Origin of the sequence: Noviherbaspirillum aridicola (assembly GCF_019656455.1) — a bacterium.
In the GTDB taxonomy this organism is placed as follows: Bacteria; Pseudomonadota; Gammaproteobacteria; order Burkholderiales; family Burkholderiaceae_D; genus Noviherbaspirillum; species Noviherbaspirillum aridicola.
The window spans coordinates 61,242-79,301 of the sequence record NZ_BPMK01000021.1 but is presented as its reverse complement, the minus strand read 5'-3'; the positions used below and the strand labels follow the sequence as shown (position 1 = coordinate 79,301).

The following is an 18,060-nucleotide window of genomic DNA, read 5'->3' as shown; positions in this document are numbered from 1 at the left end:
CGCCCGGAGCGAGGCTTGCGCTGGACGCCGGACTCGCCAACAATGCGGGAATTCACAGCGAAGGGAGGAGCACATGTATCTCGATCATCCAAAGATCAGCGCCACCAACAGCAATACGGAGCCTGACCGGATCGAGCGCCTGAATCGGGTGTATGGCTACGCCGTCGGTCAGGCCGATATCACGGGCGACGGGGCGTTTCTCGGCAAGCTGTCCCAGCTGCACGACCACAAGGGCAATCTGATCGTGGTCTGGTTCGAAGAACCGACGGCGGAGCAGAAGGATTACTGGCTCAGGGCCTGGCGCAGCAAGATAGGGGATGAGAGCACGCAGGTGGAGCACCGCGTGGAAGCGCAGGGCGGCTGACGGCTGCATCGCTGTCGGAATTTGTTCCGCTTTCCAGCGCCCCGACTATACTGCTCTCAGTCTTGCCTCTCGTTCCCCGACTGACATGTCGGTCTCCCTGGGTGACTGTTCATGAGCAATGTAAACGAAAGCGAATCGACTTCCGCCACATTCCCGCGCGGGGGGCAGAGCCTGATTGCCGGACTCAAGCCCAAAGGCGCGTGCTGGTACTGCAATCAGCCGCTGGATAATGTCCGCCGGTTTTGCAGCAAGCTGTGCGCCGACGATTACCTGCTCGAGGAAGAGGGCTTCAACAATCCCCGCACGTGAGCGCGCGCTTTTGTCGCGGCCTGTTTGCGATGCCACAACCGGCACCCGCGCCGGATCCCGCTTGGCACAGAGGGCGGTGGACCCCTCCACTTTAATCTGGGCTCCGACAGCGTCATACCGATCACAGGAGCCGACCATGACACCGGAAGAAATTGTTGCGGAGATCAACACGCGCAATCGCGAGGCGCTCGACGCATGCGACAGCATGGAAAGGCTGACCCGCGACCAGGTGCTGACCCTCATGGACAACGCGGCGATGCAGGGCTTCCGCATGGGCAGCAACGTGGCGCTGTCGATGGTGAAGGGCGCCCTGCTGGTGCAGGTGAGCCGGTCGGGCGGCGTGCGGCGGAACGCGAATTCCGATTTCCCTTAAGATACATTCGGTTACAATCTCCCTGTACACGTTCCGGGCGGAAATCCGTTAATCCGCCAGAACTTTGACCCCAGGCAGCAGGGAGAATCGTAATGAATGCAATCAGGGCTTCCTTCGCGCTGACGCTACTCGGCGCATGTGGCGCCGCCTTCGCGGCGGATTTCGAAGATTATGCGCGGGTGGTGAGCGTCACGCCGCAGATCGAACAGGTCAACTATCCGCAGCAGGAGTGCCGGACGGAGTACGTGCCGGTGCAGCGCGAATCGCGCGGCATGGGCGGTTCGATCATCGGCGGCATCGCCGGCGGCATCCTCGGCAACCAGGTCGGCGGCGGCAACGGGCGGACGGTGGCCACCGCCGCCGGCGCCATCGCCGGTGCGATCGTCGGCGACCGCCTCGAAAACAACGGACAGGGCGGTGCGATGGAGCAGCAGGCGGTACGCAACTGCCGCACCGTCGACAACTGGCAGCAGCGCAACAACGGTTACGCCGTCACCTATGAATATCACGGCCGCATGAGCACGGTCGTTCTGCCGTACGACCCGGGCCAGCGCCTGCGCGTACGTGTCGCCGTCTCCCCGATGCCCTGATTTTTCTTCTGCGGCCGGTCTTGGCCTGCCGCATTGCCGGGAACGGCGCCCGGCCGTGTCACTCCAATCCCCATCGCGTTTATAACCGAGGGACATGGAATGGCCGAACCCGCATACCCCCGCCCGCAACTGGTGCGGGAGCACTGGCAATCGCTGAACGGCAAATGGAAGTTCTGCTTCGACGACGAGCGGCGCTTCCGCCGCCCCGGCGACCCGATCGAGTGGACGCACGAGATCGTCGTTCCCTATCCTCCCGAATCCAGGGCCAGCGGCATCGGCGACCGCGGCTTCCATCGCAGCTGCTGGTACCAGCGTGAATTCGACATCCAGGCGCAGGGGCAGCGCGTGCTCCTGCATTTCGGCGCGGTCGATTACCAGGCGCGCGTGTGGGTCAACGGACACCGGGTCGCGGACCATGAAGGCGGACACAGTTCGTTCTACGCGGACGTGACGGATTACCTGAAGGACGCCAGCCGCCATGTGGTCACCGTGCAGGTCGAGGACGATCCGCATGACCTCGCCAAGCCGCGCGGCAAGCAGGACTGGCAGCTCGAGCCGCACTCGATCTGGTATCCCCGCACCACCGGCATCTGGCAGCAGGTATGGCTGGAGCGCGTGCCCCGTACTTATATCCGCAAGCTGCGCTGGACACCGCATTTCGAGGGATTCGAGATCGGCTGCGAAGCCTTTGTCGGCGGCGACGTGCGCGACGATCTGTCGGTCGAGGTGAAGATACGGCATGGCGACAAGATTCTCGCCGACGATGTGTACAAGGTGATCGGCGAGGAAGCCAGCCGGAGGATCGCACTGTCGGACCCGGGCATAGACGACTCGCGCAACGAGCTGCTGTGGAGCCCGGAACGGCCGACCCTTCTCGACGTGGAGATCATGCTGCGCCACGGCGACGAGGTGCTGGACAGGGTGAGCTCCTATACCGCGCTGCGCTCGGCCAACGTCAGCCGCGACCGCTTCATGCTCAACGGTCGGCCCTACCATCTCAAGCTCGTGCTCGACCAGGGCTACTGGCCGGATACCTTGCTTGCCGCGCCCGACGACGAGGCGCTCAGGCGCGATGTGGAGCTGGCCAAGGCCATGGGCTTCAACGGCGTGCGCAAACATCAGAAGGTCGAGGATCCGCGCTATCTGTACTGGGCCGACAAGCTCGGCCTGATGGTGTGGGAAGAGATGCCGTCCTGCTATCGTTTCACGACCCAGGCGATCAATCGCATGGTGCGCGAATGGGCCGACGTGATCGAGCGCGACGCCAGCCACCCATGCATCGTGGTGTGGGTGCCGTTCAATGAATCATGGGGCGTGCCCAACCTGACGCTCACCCAGGCACAGCGCGACGCGGTGGAGGCGCTCTATCACCTGACCCGCACCATCGACCCGACCCGCCCGGTCATCGGCAACGACGGCTGGGAGGCATCCGCGACCGACCTGATCGGCATCCATGACTACGACGGCGATCCGGAAAGGCTCGGCGCCCGCTATTCGTCCAACGTGCAGGACCTGTTCGACCGGCGGCGTCCCGGCGGCCGCATCCTGACGCTGGACGGCTATCCGCACCGAGGGCAGCCGATCATCCTGACCGAGTTCGGCGGCATCACCTATGCCAAGGAACCCGAGCCGGGCGTCAAGGATGTCTGGGGATACTCGATGGCGGGCAGCGACCAGGATTTCATGGACAGTTACCGGCGTCTGCTGGAGGTCGTCAACGAGACGCCGCTGTTCAGCGGATTCTGCTATACGCAGTTCGCCGACACCTTCCAGGAAGCGAACGGGCTGCTGACCGCGGACCGTCGCCCGAAGCTGCCGCTGGAGGAGATTTCCAAGGCCACGCGCAACGTCAAGCCGCACGCGAAGCGGCAGTACGGCATTTGATTACCCGGCGCCGTCCTGCGCGCCGCAGCACTTCTTGAATTTCTTGCCGCTGCCGCAGGGGCAGGAGTCGTTGCGGCCGACCTTGGGCGTTTCGCGCTGGACCTGCTGCACGGCCGACTTGCGCAGCGGCTGCCAGTAGCGGTGGATGTGGGGAATGGCGGCTTCCGTTTCAATGGCGAGCTTGTGCCGCTTGACGGGGTCGTCGACGAGCGCGGCTTCTTCTTCTTCGATTTCGTCGGCGCCGAGCAGGTAGATCGGCCGCAGCATGTCGGCAATCGGGGACGACCATACCGGTTCCCACGCGTCCGCCCGCAACTGCATGCCTTCCCAGAATCCCCAGGCCCAGGCGTCGCCGTCGAGCAGGGTCTTTCCTTCGTGCTGATGTTCGCAGAACAGCGGCTCGAAGTCCTTCGGCGCGACGTCGAAGGTCATCATGACCTCGTTCATGAAACGCGCGATGAGGCCGGTGATGCGGTCCCTTTCCCTGGGTGTCTTGAACTCCGGGCCTTTTTCGCCGAACTCGCCCCAGACCACGGGCAGCCATTCGGACATCGGCACCTGTTCGGGGCCGATCGCGAGTGCGGTCAGGAAGCCGTGCAGCGCGTCCATGGTCATGCCGTCTTCGGCGCAGCGGTCGGAGAGCAGGAACTGGTCGAGTTCCTTGAATTCCTTGTCGGAGAGGGGGTCGTCGAGATGCATGGGGAGGTGGGGCTGAAAGTCGAAGACCGCTATTGTAAGCCTCAAGACCTGAGGGTGCGGACAGAAAAAAAGGCCCGCTTGGAGCGGGCCTCGATGCGCAGGCACTGAGCGTCAGCGTTCGTCCTTGCTGTAGAAATACATGCGCTTGCGCTTGGAGTTGATGATGGGCTTGAGGGCCTGCGGGCTGATCGACACGTTCGTGCCGGTGCGTCCTTTCTGTACCGCGCCAATCACCACCGTGGTCGCCTTTCCGCCGATCGGCACGGAGGTGGCGAGCACCGGGGAGGGCGGCAGACCTCCGCCGACGAAGACCGACGAGCGTACGCCGCCGCAGGTGCCGTCGACACCGATGGCGCCGGACGCGTTGAGGAGATTGACCCAGTAGCCGCGGGCCTCGCCAAGCGAAGCCGAGCAGGAGTTGGCGTTGGCGACCGGACGATTGGTGCTGAAGGTCACCATGCCGCTGGCAATGAGCGCCGAGGTCACGGTTTGCTCGCCCTGACCGTTCTGGTTCAGGCTCATGAACCAGCCCTTGGTGGTCGACTCCGGCAGCACCGGCGTGGTGCTGCAGCTCGTGTTGCTGGTGTAGTCAAGCAACGAGTCGAGATTGGTCTCGACATTGGTCACCGACGGGTCGTCGACATAAACATAGAAGCGGTTCGTGACCTCGGAGTACGGATAGTCGGTGCGCAGCGGATGCTCGCGGTCGCCACTGCCGAGCGCCAGATAGACCTTCTTGCTGTTCGCGAACACCGCGGGGGCGAACAGGAATTTGCGGCCGCCGCCACCGGTATAGGCTACCCGGCGGCTCGTCCAGGACTGCGGCGCAAGCGGAGTGCGATTCGTCGGGTTGTTGACGAAGTCGACGCGATAGATGTTGCCGCCCGTATCCGTAGCGTAGGCATAGTCGGGATAGGAGTCGCCATCGATGTCGACGAAGGAAATGTCGGCAGCCACCGAACGCTCGGTGTTGAAGCTGGCGAGGAGGGCGCCGGTATCGGCATTGAGGATGAAGATCCTGTTGCCCTTGGTGCTGCCGCAGGCCGGCGTTGCCGTGTTCTGGTCCTCGCAGGCGTCATAGCCGCCACCGACGGCGATGACAGGCGTGGTGGTCGAGAAACCCTTGATGAATGCCACGTTCGGCGCCGACCAGGTCTGCCCGATGCCTGCCATGCCGGTCGTGCAGCCGGTGTCGTCGTTCAGGTTGGGGCAGCCGACCTTCCATTTGAACGCGGGGGTATTCGGGTCGGTTACGTCCAGGCCGTAGATCATCCGGCCGCCGCGGCGCATGGTCGGGAAAATCCAGACCTGGGTGTTATCGCGGTTCTGGTAGAGGCCGGTGGAGCCGTCGAAGAAGTAATTCTTCGGCGCGGGCGTGGGCGCGATGTCGATCGGCTGGTCCGGATACCTGACCATCGGCGAATTCGTCATCAGGCGCGACAGGCTCCCGAAGAACTCCGGGGCAACGAAGGCCCATTTCTCCTTGCCGGTGTCGGCTTCCACCGCCCTGAACGTGCCGTCGTTGGCGCCGTAATAGGCGACCACCTGGCTCGGGTGCGGGGTGCCGTCGGCCCGGGTGCCGGAAGGGGCGTAGTTGACCGGCAGCGGACGCGAGTGAATGACGTCGCCATGAATCGAAGGGCGGGTGGTCGTGGTCGAGTTGCTGCCTTTTTCGTTGTTGACGTCTTCGCCGCGCGTGAAGCGCACGACATTGTCGGCCAGACCCGTATTCCCCGTGGTGAAATCCACGAGGCTGGTACCCGACAGCGTGTAGATATTGCGGTTGACGGCCCAGGTCGGGCTGCCGTTGGTAACCGAGGGATTGTTGCCCTTACGCAGGACTTCGGCGACCGCGCCTTTCTCGACCTGCGGTCCGTCCGGGGCGTCCGAGAATTTGTCGAACGTGGTGGTATCACAGGTGCCTGCCGGGCTCGGATTGATGGAGATGTTCTGCCAGTAGTTGCCCGAATCGGTCGTCCAGTATGAGTTCGCGCAGGCGGTCAGGAAGCCAGTGTTGGTGTTGACGGCCAGGTTGCCGGCGACGTCGCCGAGCTCGATGTTGCCACCGGATTCAATGAGCTGGAAGCGCTTCATGTTGCCGAACCAGCGCGGATTGGCATCGGGATCCGGCCGGAACATGCCGATGAAGACCTGGTTTTCATTCTGCGCCCGGTTGGTGGCGTTGACCGGAAGGCTGGTGGAGGCGAAGGTCGTATTCACCGCCTGGATCTCGACCAGAATCTTCTTGAGCGCATCAACGATCGCATCTTCGTTCTTGGCCGCGAAGTATTTGCCACCGCCTGCCTTGGCCATGCTCATCATCAGAGAGGTATGCGTGCCGTTCTGCTGCGCGTTATAGACGTCGATGGTGTAAGTGGTTATCGAGCGTCGGTTGCTGTCTGCAACGGGAACACCCCGCTGATACAGGAAGCGCGCCCATTCATCGGCATTGCGCGGACCCGTGTCGGTAGAGGTGTTACCGGTCGGCTCCGTAGTGGTCACCATGTCGTTGCCGATCACGCTGTACTTGCTCGTGCCGGCCGGGCAGCTTGGCGTCGTGCTCTCGGTTGGATTGCCGCATGCGCAGCTTACTCCGGTGCCGCTGCATTGCGCGGAATAGTCCGCCGTCGAGCAGCTGGCGGCACTGGAATAGCATTGCGAAGTGAAGCCCAGGTTCGTCTGCGGCCCCGGGCTGCTCGTGGTCGTAACCGTCGTCGGCGATGCATGCTGAACGATACGGTAGCGATCGCTGTTGTTTTCGCAGCTGCCGTGAGTGGTGACATTCGCTGCTTCGTACGAACAGGCGTAGGTCGTAGTCGAGTTACCGGAGATGGTCGGGCCGGGGCAGGTCATGCCACCCAGGTCGGTCCGGTTACTGACTGCGTTGCTGGCCGAGTTGAAGTTCTTGTAGCAGGCGCTTGTGAGGCCGTAATTGGTGATCGTCGCGCCCGAAGTGGTTGTGCTGGTGGTGGTGGTGGTGCTCTTGATTACCGAGTACGACTGCTGCCCGCTTGGGCAGCTGGCCGAGGTGTTTGAAGGGACCGGTGCATCGCAGCTGCAGCCTTCCGAGAAGGCGGAGCACTGGGCAGCAAACTCCGCCGGGGTGCAAGCGGCCTTCGAGGCATAGCACTGCGAGGTGGTGCCCACCGTCGAGGGTAATGTTCGCGTCACTTCCCGGAACTCCGGCAAGCCGATCTGCGTGGTGGAGCCTCCGAGCGCCGCCAGCGCATTGGTATTTGCCTGGGTGTCGGCGGCGGGGCCACTGGAATTCGGATTGCTGATGAAGATGACAAAGGCGTTGGCGCAGCTGTTGTCGGCGCTTAGCGGCGAACGAAAGCGCGTGAAGGTGGTTGCATATCCGTTCGGATCGGCCTTGCTCGCGAGGACGCCGTTGGGCGAGTAGGAATTCCCGCCTGAGAAATAGTTGTACACGTCGTACATCAGGTTCCCGTACGGCGTGTTCGAATTGCGCTTCTCGTCGGGGCTGTTGATGTTGTTGTAGATGGTGGTCAGATGCCCGCTGAAAGCCGTCTTGTGGTCGGCCGTCATTGGATTGATCGCGTAGCGGATGAAGCCGCCGTCGTCGTTGGCGTTTCCGCCCGTGACGAATTCCATCAGGCCGATGTTGACGTTCGCGCCCACGGTCTGAATCACGCGCTTGATTGCATTGACCTCGGCCTGGCCTTGTGCCGCTCCCCCAGGCCATTTCTGACTCTGCCGGGACCAGTTCGAGGTATTGTCCAGCACGATCAGGATATTGGGACTTGCCGCGCTGCCGGCGGAAGAGCCGACAAAGATGTCGATGTCCTCCGCGCTGGTACTGGACGCGAGCATGGCGCCGCAGGCCGCTGCGAAGGCGAGCATGCCAGCCTTGATGATTTTTCTCATGTCGATCTCCGTTTGCGTCAGGGGCAGGCCGTCGATATCGCGTCGTTGCTGACACGAACCGCCACGCCCTGCGTTATTTCCGTCTTTGCTTCGGTCACCATATCGCTGGCGAGAGCATGGATTTCCCAGGTACTGTTCGAGCACATCGAGTCGCCGGTGGCGGCGCCGACGATGCCGCTGTTCTGTCCCTGACCGACCGCGCATCCGAGGTCTTCGGCCTCGGCCGAAGTGATTTCCAGATCATCGTTCTTCACAGCCTGGACCATCACGCAGGTGGGCGCCGGAGTCAGCTGAACCTTGACGTCATGCGTGCCATCGCCATTCGTGTCGATACAGCGCTGGTTTGATACGCCGTCGCACGCGTTGACCAGGACGTTGGCGGGATTGTCGAAGAAGCGGGTGCTGCTGATGGCTTCTTCTATCGTTGCCTGCGCGGCTGCATACACCTCGTTGCGATGCTGCATATTGCCGACCGTCTGCAGGCTGCCCTGGCCGAGATTGGCGCTGGTCACCACGAGCAGGGTGATCAGAACCAGCATGATGAGAGCGACCACGAGGGTCATGCCCTCCTGTCTTCGAAGGCGGTCCATCACAATTCCCTTCTTCCGGACGGATTGATCAGACGGATCAGCGCCTCATAGGCGTGCCGCTTATAGCTGTCGCCGAGCGGTCCTACCGCGTTTTCTTCGCCTTCCGCGTCGGTGCCGAGGACGTATTTCTTGGCATCGCTGTAGCCGGGGGTGGGCTGGTTGTTGCGGGCAAGGAGCCAGGTCTTGACGGCGACAACGTTTCGCCAGTTGTCGATGCAGGTGCTGCCGCTGCAACCGTCATAGCTGCCCGGCGCCGGATGATAGACGTCGGGCGAGCCGTCGTTGTTGGTGTCCATGCCATACTCGACCTGCAGGTTCTCTATGCCCTCGACCAGCGGAACGACGGAGAATCCGCCGGCGCCGAGTTCGGCGCGCTTGAGCGTGGGCCGCCCGTCCGTGCCGGTGTCGCTGTCGGCGATGAAGTAGATATGCACGCGGAAGCGGCGCCGGTCAGCCCCCGTAGTGCAATCGCGCTTGTGCCGCGCGGTGCCGCTTGTGCCGAGCGCGAGCGTGAATCGGTCCGTAACGGTCGGCGAACCCAGTTCCGTCACGTTGTTGCACATGGAAGCCTGGAAGTAGGGCAAGGCGGCATCGACCGCGTCGCAGCCGCCGCTGCCGGCGATGCAGGTCTCGGTGCGGCGCACGACCAGGATATCGGTGCCGGCGCGGATGCCGGGCAGACAGGCAAGTCCGCCCTCATTGTCGATACCCTGCACATGCAACGGCAGGGCTGCAATCAGGTCGGCGGGGGCTGTGGCGCATATGTCGGGCAGTGTGGCAGGCGAGACCAGTTCCGTCGGATTGAACTCGCCATAGAAGCCTGCCATGCGCAGATCGTCAGTGAGGAGCTGGACGGCGAAGCGGCCATTCTCGATCTGACGGTTGGATTTTTCTATTTCGCTCTGGGTGGCGTTGGTATTGACGAAAACGCCCGCCAGGCCGGCGATGATCAGCAGCCCGATGGCGATCGCGACCATCAGCTCCACCAGCGAGAAGCCGGAGGAGCGAGACATGGCGTGGGGGGGGATCCAGTGTCGCATGGTGCGCGCCTTCCTCATTTGCAGCCCGGCAGGCCGATGGCGACCTGCACCGATATCGCGCGGCGGCTGGTTTCTTCGCCATAGTTGCCGCTTCCGCATGTCACCGAGGGGGCGCGGGTGGCATGCAGCCCCTGCCACGCGACTGCCACCTGATAGATGCCCGGCGCACAGGCCCCGGGAGTCGTGCTGGGGGCCTGGACCTCGGTGATGCAGCCTCGCGCTCCGACCATCGCGCCGACGTTCGTCTCGTCGGCCCCCTGTTTCTCTGCCGCGCCTTTGAGCGCGAGGCTCCATTCGCACAGATCGCGCTCCGCGCCGGCGAGCGCCGCGCAGCTTGCCGGTTGTGAATCGCCGGTGCCCAGCGTTTCATCGGTGACGTAATCGCCTGCGTTGGCGCGGTTGGCGTTGATTCGTTCCGCCATGTTGTTGAGCAGGACGACCGCCTGCGCGCGCTGATAGGATTCCAGGGTCCCGACATTGAGCTTGCTTTGCAGCCCCGCCAATCCGAGCAGGCCGAAGGCGAGAATGACGATGGTCACCAGTACTTCAATCAATGTGACCCCGTGCTGTCGAATGCGGAAGGTTGAGCTCAGCATGTTGCCTTCTTCTCCGTATAGGGCCGGCCGCTCAGATCGACGCTGATGCACCAGTGGTAGCTGGCGCCGCTGGCGGTAACATCGAAAGAAGGGGCGGTGCCGGCGTCGAGCCGGCCGGAGCTGCGGTAGGTCACCTCGTCCGGACCGTCGATGGCGACGCCGGCCGCCGCGCCGCGCGCGTGCAGGGCCCGGGTGGAATCGGCCGGGTCGAGAATCTGCCAGCCGCCGTGCCACTGGTCGGCCGTCTTGGGCGTGAGCGAGACGCTTACGTTGCGCTTGAGCGCCTCCGAGCGTGCCTTGGTCAGTGCGATGTAAAGATCCGTGGCGACGCTCTTGGCGCGCTGATTGGCGATCATCTCGCTGAAGGAGGGTGCGGCGAGTCCGGCAAGAATGGCCGCCACCGCCAGCGCGACCATAAGCTCGACCAGCGTGAAGCCGGCAAGGCGGCGAACGGTCACCATTTCTCGGCCGGCGTTTTTTCGCCGTTATGCCTGATCGTCAGATTCCCGTCGCCGGACTGTGCGGTGCCGGCCTTTGCATTGGCGGCTGCAGTGAATCCGGGTGGATTGCCTGCGGGGACAGTGATGACGATGTTATATAGGCCGGCAACCTTCGCCGGCGTGGTCAATCCCAGGTCGCTGACTGAGCTGGCGTAGGCCCTGTTGTCAATCAGGTACTGGGCTTGTTTGTCGGCGATCTCCATCAGGTGAGCCTGCGCGGCCGCGCGGTTCGACTTGACCACATACTGGGTATAGGATGGATAAGCGATGGCGGCGACAATGCCGAGGATGGCGACCGTGATCATCAACTCGATCAGGGTGAACGCACGAATTCGGTTCCGACGCATGGTTTCCTCCGGGATTTTCTTTGACAACATTATGGTTGCTCCTAGGAAAAGTTCACCTTTTTCCGACGAATGGCAAGAAGTCGGCGACGAGCGGCTAGGGCGCTCTTACCCGGGTCATTCCGTACAATGGGCGGAATGAACATCCCCTCACACCCCCCTTATGCCGGCCTGACGCCGGATGTCGTGCTCGGCGCGCTGGAAGAACTGAACCTGTACAGCGACGGCCGGCTGCTCGCCTTGAACAGTTATGAAAACCGCGTGTACCAGGCAGGCATGGAAAGCGGGCCCCCGGTCGTTGTGAAGTTCTACCGCCCCGGGCGTTGGCGGGACGAGGACATCCTGGAAGAGCACGGCTTCGTGGAGGAACTCGCCCAGGCTGAAGTGCCGGTCGTGCCGCCGATGAGCCTGAATGGCGCGACGCTGCATGAGCATGGCGGCTTCCGCTTTTCGGTATTTCCCCGTCGGGGTGGGCGGGCGCCTGAACCCGGCGACAGCGCGACGCTGGAGTGGCTGGGGCGATTCATAGGCCGCATTCACGCGGTTGGCGCGCGCAAGCCCTTCCGGCATCGTCCGTTACTGGACGCGCGTAGTTTCGGCGACTTGCCGTTCGCCTTTCTGATGGAGCATGGAGACGTGCCGGGCGAACTGCGGGAAGCCTGGCGCAGTGTGGTGTTGCAGGCCCTCGACGGCGTGCGCCGCTGCTACGACCGCGCGGGCGACGTGCGCCTGCTGCGCCTGCATGGCGATTGCCATCTCGGCAATGTGCTGTGGACCGACGCCGGCCCGCATTTCGTGGATTTCGACGACAGCCGCACCGGCCCCGCGGTGCAGGACCTGTGGATGCTGCTGTCGGGCGAGCGGGGCGAGATGGTGCGCCAGCTGTCGGACCTGCTGGCGGGCTACGAGGATTTCCGCGAGTTCGACCCGCGCGAGCTGTACCTGATCGAGGCGCTGCGCACGCTGCGCCTGATCCATTACTCCGCCTGGCTGGCGATGCGGTGGGACGATCCCGCCTTTCCCGCGGCTTTCCCCTGGTTCAATACGCAGCGCTACTGGCAGGACCGCATCCTGGAACTGCGGGAGCAGGTGGCGCTGATGGACGAGCCGCCGCTGTGGCCGGTCTGAGCCGGGAACTCAGACCTTCTGGCCGCTTGCCGCGGCGCGGTCCAGGTTTTCGATGACCGCGTCCGGATGGTCGGCGCTGTTGGCGAGCAGGACTGCGCGTTCTATCGCATCGTCGCGCCCGTTCCTCGGGAAATAGCCGAGCAGGTAGTCGGCGTTTTCGGTGCCGCGCAGCCCCCGCGCGTCGTCCTTGCCCAGCTTACGCACATACCACACCGCATAGCCGTTGGCTTCTTCGCAGCAGTAGACCTCGGCGTGATGATAGGGCCCGAGCGGATGCTCGTCTGGGTCGGTGTGCCACACGACCTTGCGCCACAGGTGGTTCTTCTTGGTTTCGGGTATCTGGTCCATGTTTGGTCCTTCAGGATGTCGCGGCGGCTCATGCCGGACCGCGGTCGATTCGCTTGGTCAGAATGATCGAGGTCGAGGTCTGCCGCACGCCGCCCGCCGCGCCTATCCGGTCGAGCAGGCGGTCGAGTTCCGCGGTGGAACGGCAGCGCAGCGTCAGCATGTAGTCGACCGGCCCGCTTACCGCGCACAGCGTTTCCACCTGCGGCAGCTGGTCGAGCAGCCTGACCAGGTCCGGCGCCCCGCGCGGGTCGACGGCGATGCCGACATAGGCGCGTACCGCCGGCTGCGCGAGATCCGGGTTCAGCCGGACGCCATAGCCGGCGATCACCCCGCGCTTTTCAAGCGCGGCGATGCGGGCGATCGCCGTGGTGCGGGCGATCCCGGTCCGGCGTGCGATGGCGGCCACCGGCATGCGGGCGTTCGTCATCAGCAGCGCCAGGATGCGCTGGTCGGTATCGTCGAGCGACGGGTCTGACGGTTTGTCGTCCTCGTTCGTCATATTGACGTGAAAGCATACAGGATGACGACGGTTTGCTCCCTTTTTTCCGACTGCGGGCCGCCATAGACTGAATCCAGATCAATTTCGCGGGGGAGCCGGCATGAAGACACGTCTGATCCTGTTCGGCGCCGGCAAGATCGGCGACGCCATCGCGCACCTGCTCGCCGCCACCGGGGACTACGCGCTGACCGTGGCGGATTGCGACGACGGCAGGCTTGCCGCCATCGCGGCACGGGGGCATGAGGGACTGCGCGTCGTGCGTGCCGACCTGGGCGACAGCGCCGCGCTTGGTGCCGTCACCGCCGGCCATGATGTCGCGCTGTCGGCCTGTCCGTTCTTCCTCACGCCGGCGATCGCGGCGGCGGCACGGAACGCCGGCGCGCATTATTTCGACCTGACGGAGGACGTGGAGAGCACGCGCATCGTGCGGCAGCTGGCCGAGGGCGCCGACACCGCCTTCGTGCCGCAATGCGGGCTGGCGCCGGGCTATGTGTCGATCGCGGCGCACGCGCTGGCCGACCGCTTCGACCGCCTGCGCATGCTGCGGCTGCGGGTCGGCGCGCTGCCGCGCTACCCGAGCAATGCGCTGAAATACAACCTGAGCTGGAGCACCGAGGGCCTGATCAACGAATACTGCAATCCATGCGAAGCGGTGGTCGACGGCAGACCGGCGCTGCTGCAGCCGATGGAAGGGCTGGAGCGGTTCGCGCTGGACGGGGTGGAGTACGAGGCCTTCAACACCTCGGGCGGCCTCGGCAGCCTGGCCGCCAGCCTTGCCGGTAAGGTGCCCGATCTGTCCTACAAGACCATACGCTATCCCGGCCACTGCGAGCTGATGCGCGTGCTGCTGCACGATCTGCGGCTCGGACAGCCGGAGCGCCGGCGGCTGCTGCGCGAGCTGCTGGAATCGGCGCTGCCGGCGACGCCGCAGGACACGGTGCTGGTGTTCATCACCGCCTGCGGGGAACGCGACGGCCGGCTGGAGCAGGAAAGCCATGTGCAGAAGATCCACGCCCGGTCGGTGCACGGCCGGCACCTGTCGGCGATACAGCTGGCGACGGCCGCCGGCGCCTGCGCGATGGTGGATCTGCTGCGCGAGGGCAGGCTGCCGCGGCGGGGGCTGGTGCGGCAGGAGCAGGCGCGGCTGCAGGATTTCCTCGCCAACCGTTTCGGAAGTTACTACGCTGAACAGGAACACGCACAGGAGGCAGCATGTACGAGCCCGAATCGCTGATGAAGGAGCTGGGTGTCGATTTCGCCCGCTGGCACGGCGGCGACCTGGTTTGCAGAAGCCCGATCGACGGCCGGGAGCTGGCGCGGCTGCGCGCCGACCGCGGTGCCGACTGCGCGGCCAAGGTCGGGCGGGCGGAGGCCGCGTTCATCGAGTGGCGGCGCCTGCCGCCGCCGCGCCGCGGCGAACTGGTGCGCCTGCTCGGCGGCCAGCTGCGCCGGCACAAGGAGGCGCTCGGGCGGCTGGTGACCATGGAAAGCGGCAAGATCCTCCAGGAAGGGCTGGGCGAGGTGCAGGAGATGATCGACATCTGCGACTTCGCGACCGGCCTCTCCCGGCAGCTGTACGGACTGACCATCGCCTCCGAGCGGCCCGGGCACCGGATGATGGAAACCTGGCACCCGCTGGGGCCGGTGGGCATCATCTCCGCGTTCAATTTCCCGGTCGCGGTATGGTCGTGGAATGCGGCGCTGGCGCTGGTGTGCGGCGACAGCCTCGTGTGGAAGCCATCGGAGAAGACGTGCCTGTCGGCGCTCGCGGTGCAGTCCCTGCTGGAGCAGGCGATGCGCGAGTTCGGCGAGGCGCCGGCGGATCTGTCGCAGCTGCTCCTGGGCGGGCGCGAATGCGGCATGATGCTGGCGCAGGATACCCGGCTGCCGCTCGTCAGCGCCACCGGCAGTACCCGCATGGGCCGGGAGGTGGCCCAGGCCTGCGCGGCGCGGCTGGGACGCAGCATCCTGGAACTGGGCGGCAACAACACCGCCGTCATTGCGCCGAGCGCCGACCTCGAGCTGGCGGTGCGCGCCGTGGTATTCGCGGCGGCGGGGACGGCGGGCCAGCGCTGCACCTCGCTGCGCCGGCTGTTCGTCCATGCCTCGGTCTATGACCGGGTGCGGGAACGGCTGATCGCCGCCTTCCGCTCGCTCGCGGTCGGCAATCCGCTGGACGCGGGCACGCTCGTCGGCCCCCTGATCGACGAACACGCATGGACCGTCATGCAGGATGCGTTGCGGCGCGCGCAGGCCGAGGGAGGGCGGGTGCACGGCGGCGAGCGGGTGCCGGTAGAGGGCTGCGACGGCGGCTTTTACGCGCGCCCGGCGCTGGTCGAGATGCCTGCGCAGGGCGGCGTGGTGCAGGAAGAGACCTTTGCGCCGATTCTCTACCTGCTGCGCTATCAGACGCTGGAACAGGCGATCGCCTGGAACAACGCGGTGCCGCAGGGACTGGCGTCGAGCATCTTCAGCAACGACCTGCGCGAGGCGGAGCTGTTCCTGTCGCCGGCGGGCAGCGACTGCGGCATCGCCAACGTCAACATCGGTCCGAGCGGCGCCGAGATCGGCGGCGCCTTCGGCGGGGAGAAGGATACCGGGGGCGGCAGGGAGGCGGGCTCGGACGCCTGGAAGAATTACATGCGGCGCGCGACCAATACCATCAACTACAGCAGCGAGCTGCCGCTTGCGCAGGGCGTGCGTTTCAGCATCTGAGGCGTGCATGCCGCAGCGCAAGCAGGGCGGCGGCGCAAGGAACCGGGGCTGCGGGAGGATGTCCAGAACAGGGGCGGCCGGGCCGGTCGCGGCGTGAAAGGGGGGAGGCATGTTCGTGGTGAGGCCGGTGGAAAGCGGGGACATACCCGCGTTCGAGCAACTCGTCGCCGAACCGGTGCCGGTGGTGCACACCTTGCCCCGCAGCCGGCAGGCGATCGAAGACGCCGTCGAACGCTCGGCGGCGGCATTTGCCGCCTCGCCCCGCGCGCCGTCGGACGAGTCCTATCTGTTCGTGCTGACGGCGGAGGACGGGAACCTCGCAGGCACCGCCGCGCTCACCGCCACCGCCGGCGCGCGCGGCGCCTACTACGCATTCCGCAGGGACGTGCTGGCCCAGGTCTCGCACGATCTCGGCATCAGTCACAACGTGCACGCGCTGAGCCTCTGTTCCGACCTGACCAACTGCAGCCAGCTGTCGGGCTTTCACCTGGCGCGCGGCGGCAGGACCGAGGCGGCGCTGCTGTCGCGCGCGCGGCTGCTGTTCGCGGCCGCGTCTCCGCACCGTTTTGCCGGCAAGTTCTTCGCCGCGATCTCGGGCCAGCTCGATGCCGAAGGCCGCTCGCCGTTCTGGGAAGCGCTGGGCCGCAAGTTCTTCCAGATGGATTTTCAGATGGCCGAACGCCTGGTCGGCGGCGCCCGCAACCGGAGCTTCATCGTCGAGCTGATGCCGCACTATCCGGTCTATGTGCCGCTGCTGTCCCCGGCGGCCCAGCAGGCGATGGGCCAGGTGCATGGCGCCGCGCGCGAGGCATACGATCTCCTGCGCGCGGAGGGCTTCGAGGCGGATGTCTACCTCGACGTGTTCGACGGCGGGCCGGTGCTGCAGGCGCCGCGCAAGGCACTCAATGCCTTTTCGCGCAGCAGGCGCAAGCGGGCGAGCGCCGCCGCGGCGGGCGCCATTCCCGACAGCGCGCCCTTGCACCTGGTGGCGCCGTTGCGGGCGGAGCGCTTTCGGGCGGTGGCTACCCGATGCGAAGTGTCGGGGCGGTCCGACGGCGTGGCGCTCGATCAGGATGCGCTGCGCGCGCTGGACGTCGCGCCGGGCGAGCATGTGCTGTGCCTGAAACTGTGAGGTCCGGATGCTGATCATTCGCGCCATTGCCGAATCCGACATCGACGGCCTGCTGGCCCTGGCGCAGCTGGTCGGCCCCGGCATGACCACGCTCAAGCCGGACCGGCGCGCCCTCGGCGCGCGGGTGGAAATAGCCTGCGCATCCTTCGCCGAGCAGATCGACCCGACCGAGCGCGATTACCTGTTCGTAATGGAAGACAGCGAGCGGGGAGCGATCGTCGGCGCCTGCGCGGTCAGGGCCGCAGTCGGTCTCCACGAGCCGTTCTACAACTACCGCATCGGCACCCTGGTCCACTCCAGCAAGGAGCTCGGGGTTTTCTCGCAGCTCGACACGCTGTACCTGTCGAACGACCTCACCGGCAGCGCCGAGCTGTGTTCGCTGTTCCTGCACCCGGACTATCGCAGGGGACATCACGGCAAGCTGCTGTCGCGCAGCCGCTTCCTGTTCATCGCACAGTTTCCGCACCTGTTTCCCGAGCGGCTGATCGCGGAGATGCGCGGCTACCAGGATGAAGCGGGACGCTCGCCTTTCTGGGACAGCCTGGGCCAGCATTTCTTCCGCATGGATTTCAGTCGCGCCGACGACCTGACCAGCCTCGGCAAGAAATCCTTCATCGCCGAGCTGATGCCGCGCCATCCGCTGTATGTCGCCTACCTGACGGGCGCGGCGCAGGAAGTCATCGGCCAGGTGCATCGAGATACCGCGCCGGCGCAGCGGCTGCTGGAGCAGGAGGGCATGCACTTCGAAGGCTATGTCGACATCTTCGACGCCGGTCCGACGCTGCAGGCGCGGGTCAGCGAGCTGCGGGCGCTGCGCGAGAGCGAGCTGGCCATCGTCGACGATGCGCGCGCCGCGGCGCAGTCGGAGGATCTGTGGATGGTGGCGCGCCTCGGCCTGCCCGATTTCAGGGTCATCGCCACCACCGCCCATCCCAACCGCGGCCGCATCGAACTGCCCCCGCAGGAACGGGATCTGCTGCACTGCCGACGCGGCGATCCGGTGCGCGCGATGCAGCTCGTTCCGCGCCGGCCGCAGTACGGGCCGCGCTAGGAGCAGCGTG

19 protein-coding genes are annotated in these 18,060 nt (G+C 65.2%); 10 read left to right on the top strand and 9 right to left on the bottom strand.

Annotation, left to right across the window (positions count from 1 at the left end; genetic code table 11):
- Window positions 1-73 precede the first annotated feature (73 nt).
- The 5 genes from NCCP691_RS19775 to NCCP691_RS19755 all read left to right on the top strand — a co-directional run bounded on the left by NCCP691_RS19775 (window position 74) and on the right by NCCP691_RS19755 (window position 3,520).
- A complete protein-coding gene (locus NCCP691_RS19775; RefSeq protein WP_220810291.1) occupies window positions 74-364 on the top strand; it encodes a hypothetical protein in 291 nt (96 codons plus the stop codon).
- 111 nt (window positions 365-475) lie between these two features.
- Entirely contained in the window at window positions 476-673 is a 198-nt protein-coding gene (locus NCCP691_RS19770; protein WP_220810290.1) for a hypothetical protein, read from the top strand.
- 136 nt (window positions 674-809) lie between these two features.
- Window positions 810-1,046, top strand: coding sequence for a hypothetical protein (locus tag NCCP691_RS19765; protein ID WP_220810289.1), 237 nt, complete (start codon window positions 810-812; stop codon window positions 1,044-1,046).
- Between the two features lie 92 nt (window positions 1,047-1,138).
- Window positions 1,139-1,636 (top strand): glycine zipper 2TM domain-containing protein, encoded by a 498-nt coding sequence (locus NCCP691_RS19760; RefSeq protein ID WP_220810288.1) that lies wholly within the window; start codon window positions 1,139-1,141, stop codon window positions 1,634-1,636.
- Between the two features lie 99 nt (window positions 1,637-1,735).
- The gene (locus tag NCCP691_RS19755; protein WP_220810287.1) at window positions 1,736-3,520 is read left to right on the top strand and encodes a glycoside hydrolase family 2 protein; all 1,785 of its coding nucleotides are present in this window, start codon (window positions 1,736-1,738) and stop codon (window positions 3,518-3,520) included.
- Here the strand turns inward: NCCP691_RS19755 and NCCP691_RS19750 are convergent, their stop codons facing one another.
- From NCCP691_RS19750 to NCCP691_RS21540, 7 genes are all read right to left on the bottom strand, one after another.
- Window positions 3,521-4,219 (bottom strand): UPF0149 family protein, encoded by a 699-nt coding sequence (locus NCCP691_RS19750; RefSeq protein ID WP_220810286.1) that lies wholly within the window; start codon window positions 4,217-4,219, stop codon window positions 3,521-3,523.
- A 111-nt stretch (window positions 4,220-4,330) separates the two neighbouring features.
- The gene (locus NCCP691_RS19745) at window positions 4,331-8,107 is read right to left on the bottom strand and encodes a pilus assembly protein (RefSeq protein ID WP_220810285.1); all 3,777 of its coding nucleotides are present in this window, start codon (window positions 8,105-8,107) and stop codon (window positions 4,331-4,333) included.
- A 17-nt stretch (window positions 8,108-8,124) separates the two neighbouring features.
- Window positions 8,125-8,670, bottom strand: coding sequence for a pilus assembly PilX family protein (locus NCCP691_RS19740; RefSeq protein ID WP_238482512.1), 546 nt, complete (start codon window positions 8,668-8,670; stop codon window positions 8,125-8,127).
- Window positions 8,671-8,696: 26 nt separating this feature from the next.
- Window positions 8,697-9,710, bottom strand: coding sequence for a PilW family protein (locus NCCP691_RS19735; protein ID WP_220810283.1), 1,014 nt, complete (start codon window positions 9,708-9,710; stop codon window positions 8,697-8,699).
- A gap of 41 nt (window positions 9,711-9,751) precedes the next feature.
- Window positions 9,752-10,333 (bottom strand): type IV pilus modification protein PilV, encoded by a 582-nt coding sequence (gene pilV / locus NCCP691_RS19730; protein ID WP_220810282.1) that lies wholly within the window; start codon window positions 10,331-10,333, stop codon window positions 9,752-9,754.
- A complete protein-coding gene (locus tag NCCP691_RS19725; RefSeq protein WP_220810281.1) occupies window positions 10,327-10,794 on the bottom strand; it encodes a GspH/FimT family pseudopilin in 468 nt (155 codons plus the stop codon). The genes pilV and NCCP691_RS19725 overlap by 7 nt, the downstream gene beginning before the upstream one ends.
- Entirely contained in the window at window positions 10,788-11,210 is a 423-nt protein-coding gene (locus tag NCCP691_RS21540) for a type IV pilin protein (RefSeq protein WP_274387243.1), read from the bottom strand. Before NCCP691_RS21540 ends, NCCP691_RS19725 begins: the two co-directional genes overlap by 7 nt.
- Window positions 11,211-11,315: 105 nt before the next feature.
- Between NCCP691_RS21540 and NCCP691_RS19715 the strand changes: the two genes are divergently transcribed.
- Window positions 11,316-12,305, top strand: a complete 990-nt coding sequence (locus tag NCCP691_RS19715) for a serine/threonine protein kinase (protein WP_220810280.1) — start codon at window positions 11,316-11,318, stop codon at window positions 12,303-12,305.
- A 9-nt stretch (window positions 12,306-12,314) separates the two neighbouring features.
- Here the strand turns inward: NCCP691_RS19715 and NCCP691_RS19710 are convergent, their stop codons facing one another.
- Both NCCP691_RS19710 and NCCP691_RS19705 read right to left on the bottom strand, forming a co-directional pair.
- Window positions 12,315-12,653: a hypothetical protein gene (locus NCCP691_RS19710; RefSeq protein ID WP_220810279.1), complete on the bottom strand. Its 339-nt coding sequence runs from the start codon at window positions 12,651-12,653 to the stop codon at window positions 12,315-12,317.
- Between the two features lie 28 nt (window positions 12,654-12,681).
- Complete coding sequence (locus tag NCCP691_RS19705; RefSeq protein WP_220810278.1) at window positions 12,682-13,152, bottom strand: Lrp/AsnC family transcriptional regulator; 471 nt, start codon at window positions 13,150-13,152, stop codon at window positions 12,682-12,684.
- Window positions 13,153-13,252: 100 nt separating this feature from the next.
- Between NCCP691_RS19705 and NCCP691_RS19700 the strand changes: the two genes are divergently transcribed.
- The 4 genes from NCCP691_RS19700 to astA (NCCP691_RS19685) all read left to right on the top strand — a co-directional run bounded on the left by NCCP691_RS19700 (window position 13,253) and on the right by astA (NCCP691_RS19685) (window position 18,050).
- Entirely contained in the window at window positions 13,253-14,386 is a 1,134-nt protein-coding gene (locus tag NCCP691_RS19700) for a saccharopine dehydrogenase family protein (protein WP_220810277.1), read from the top strand.
- Complete coding sequence (amaB, locus tag NCCP691_RS19695; protein ID WP_220810276.1) at window positions 14,365-15,867, top strand: L-piperidine-6-carboxylate dehydrogenase; 1,503 nt, start codon at window positions 14,365-14,367, stop codon at window positions 15,865-15,867. The genes NCCP691_RS19700 and amaB overlap by 22 nt, the downstream gene beginning before the upstream one ends.
- A gap of 109 nt (window positions 15,868-15,976) precedes the next feature.
- Window positions 15,977-16,999 (top strand): arginine N-succinyltransferase, encoded by a 1,023-nt coding sequence (gene astA / locus NCCP691_RS19690; protein ID WP_220810275.1) that lies wholly within the window; start codon window positions 15,977-15,979, stop codon window positions 16,997-16,999.
- Window positions 17,000-17,006: 7 nt separating this feature from the next.
- Complete coding sequence (gene astA, locus NCCP691_RS19685; RefSeq protein ID WP_220810274.1) at window positions 17,007-18,050, top strand: arginine N-succinyltransferase; 1,044 nt, start codon at window positions 17,007-17,009, stop codon at window positions 18,048-18,050.
- The last annotated feature ends 10 nt before the right edge of the window (window positions 18,051-18,060 follow it).